This window comes from Microbacterium sp., assembly GCF_035554235.1.
Taxonomy (GTDB): domain Bacteria; phylum Actinomycetota; class Actinomycetes; order Actinomycetales; family Microbacteriaceae; genus Microbacterium.
The window spans coordinates 1-2,546 of sequence record NZ_DATMIO010000044.1; the positions used below are offsets into that span (position 1 = coordinate 1).

At 70.3% G+C, this 2,546-nt stretch carries 2 protein-coding genes; both read left to right on the plus strand.

Translation table 11 applies throughout. The features are described from left to right. Positions 1-17: 17 nt before the first annotated feature. Positions 18-1,286 carry a putative lipid II flippase FtsW gene (gene ftsW / locus VNT50_RS02115; RefSeq protein WP_414683925.1) on the plus strand — a complete coding sequence of 423 codons (1,269 nt, stop codon included), beginning with the start codon at positions 18-20 and terminating at the stop codon, positions 1,284-1,286. Then, on the plus strand, positions 1,283-2,356 hold the full coding sequence (locus VNT50_RS02120) for a UDP-N-acetylglucosamine--N-acetylmuramyl-(pentapeptide) pyrophosphoryl-undecaprenol N-acetylglucosamine transferase (RefSeq protein ID WP_325483456.1): 1,074 nt from the start codon (positions 1,283-1,285) through the stop codon (positions 2,354-2,356). Before ftsW ends, VNT50_RS02120 begins: the two co-directional genes overlap by 4 nt. The last annotated feature ends 190 nt before the right edge of the window (positions 2,357-2,546 follow it).

Consider the following 2,546-nt stretch of genomic DNA (forward strand, 5'->3'; position numbering starts at 1 on the left):
GGGGGCTGCGGATGACGATGTCGCAGAACCCGACGAACAAGCCCCGCGCGACGGCGGCGCCTGAGCCCTCGCCCAAGCGCGGCCTCGCGGCCCGCGTGTCGCTGGGCCGGGTGTTCGCTCCGGTTCCCAGCGAGTTTCTGCTGATCGCCTCGACGGCGCTCATGCTGACGGGCTTCGGCCTCGTGATGGTGCTGTCCGCGACATCCGCCACATCGACGGCGTCCGGGGCCGGCCCCTATGACGCGGTGATCAGGCAGGGTGTCTTCGCCATGATCGGCATCCCCCTGATGTTCATCGTCAGCCGGTTCCCGATCACCTTCTGGAAGCGGATCGCCTGGCTGGCGCTGTTCGCGACCGTGGTCTTCCAGCTGCTCGTGTTCACCCCCCTGGGCATCGAATCCGGCGGTAACCGCAACTGGATCCTCATCGGCGGCATGCAGGCGCAGCCGTCCGAGTTCCTCAAGCTCGGGCTCGCGCTGTGGCTCGGGTACGTGCTCTACCGCAAGCAGACGCTGCTCGGGCTGTGGCGGCACGTGTTCATCCCGCTCGTTCCCGTGTCGATCCTCGTGATCGGAACGGTGATGGCGGGCCGCGACCTCGGCACCGCGATGATCCTGGCGCTCATCGTGCTCGGCGCCCTGTTCTTCTCCGGCGTCAAGCTGCGGATCTTCATCCTCCCGCTGCTGGCCGCCGGGGGAGCCGTCGCCTACTTCGCCGTGTCGAGCCCCGATCGGATGCGGCGGTTCCTGAGCTTTCTCAATCCCGATTGTCTCGCCGCGTACTTCAATGACTGCTACCAGCCGCTCCACGGCATCTGGGGGCTCGCCGGCGGGGGAGTGTTCGGCCTCGGCCTCGGCAATTCGAGGGAGAAGTTCGACTGGCTCCCAGAGGCCCAGAGCGACTACATCTTCGCGATCGTCGGTGAGGAACTCGGTCTCATCGGCTGCATCGTCGTGCTCGCGCTTTTCGCACTCTTCGCCGTGGGTGCCTTTCACATCATCCGCAAGACCGACGATCCTTTCGTGCGCATCGTCTCTGGAGCGATCACCGTGTGGATCCTGAGCCAGGCCCTGATCAACATCGGCGTCGTGCTGCGGGTTTTCCCGGTGCTGGGCGTTCCGCTGCCCTTCATGTCGCAGGGGGGTACATCGCTGGTCTCGGTGCTGATCGCGTGCGGGGTCCTGCTGTCGTTCGCCCGGGCGCTGCCGCGACCCACGGCCGCCCGCGCCGCGCGGGTCGCCGCGCGTCAGCCGCGCTCATCCGGGCATGCGAAGATTCCGGCGTGACGACTTACCTCCTGGCCGGCGGCGGGACGGCCGGCCACGTCAATCCCCTGCTCGCCGTGGCCGACGGACTGCGCGCCCGAGACGCTGACGCCGAGGTGCTCGTGCTGGGCACCCGGGAGGGGCTCGAGGTGCGGCTCGTCCCCGAGCGCGGGTACGAGCTCGTGTTCGTCGACAAGGTGCCCTTCCCGAGGCGCCCGAACCGTGCGGCGGTCGCCTTCCCGAAGAGCTTCAGCCGCGCCGTCGCGCAGGTGCGTACGATCATCCGCGAGCGCGGGGTCGACGTCGTCGTCGGATTCGGCGGCTACGCCTCCGCCCCGGCGTACATCGCCGCCCGCCGCGAGCGCGTTCCGGTCGTGGTGCACGAGGCGAACGCGAAGCCCGGGCTCGCGAACGTGCTCGGGGCGCGGGGGGCGGCGGGGGTGGGAGTGGCCTTCGCCGGCACGCCGCTGCGCGGTTCGACGGTGGTCGGGATGCCGCTGCGCCGCGAGGTCGTCGACCTCGACCGCGCGAGCACGCGTTCCGAGGCGGCGGAGTTCTTCGGGCTGGATGCCGGGCGCCCGGTGCTCCTCGTCTTCGGCGGGTCGCTCGGCGCGCAGCGCCTCAACGAGGCTCTCGCCGGTTCGTGGCGCGACATCCTCGACGCCGGCTGGCAGCTGATCCACGTCACGGGGGAGCGGTCGACTCTCGAAGACCCGCGCGTTCCCGGCTACGCGTTCCTCCGCTATGCCGACCGCATGGACCTCGCGTTCGCCTTGGCGGATCTCATCGTGTCGCGGGCGGGATCGGCCACCGTCAGCGAGATCAGCGCCCTCGGCATCCCGGCGGTCTATGTGCCCTATGCCGTCGGCAACGGGGAGCAGCGGCTCAACGCCCGCTCGGCGATCGACGCCGGCGCGGCCGTCCTGATCGATGACGCGGACTTCACCCCCGACCGCGTGCGTTCCGACGTGATCCCGCTGCTGGGCGATCGGCCGAGGATCGCCGCGATGGCGCAGGCCGCGGCATCCATCGGCACCCGCACGGGCACCGCGAACGTCATCTCCATGATCGACGTGGCGCTCGCGCGCTGACCAGGCCGGGCCGGGTGCTCGCTCGTCGCAAAGCGCGGGTGCCTGGGCACCCGCACCCGCACCTTGCGCCGAGTGAACACCGGGGAGGGCGCGCGCAGGGGGCGCGGGCGCGGGCGCGCCGGGACCCGCCGGGCGGGAGCCCAACTTAGGATTGACGGGTCATGATCACACCCGACCTGAGCCTTCCCAT

What these genes read in the sequence shown, in the direction of transcription:
- ftsW (WP_414683925.1), top strand. Translation starts at nt 18, where the DNA reads ATGTCGCAGAACCCGACGAACAAGCCCCGCGCGACGGCGGCGCCTGAG.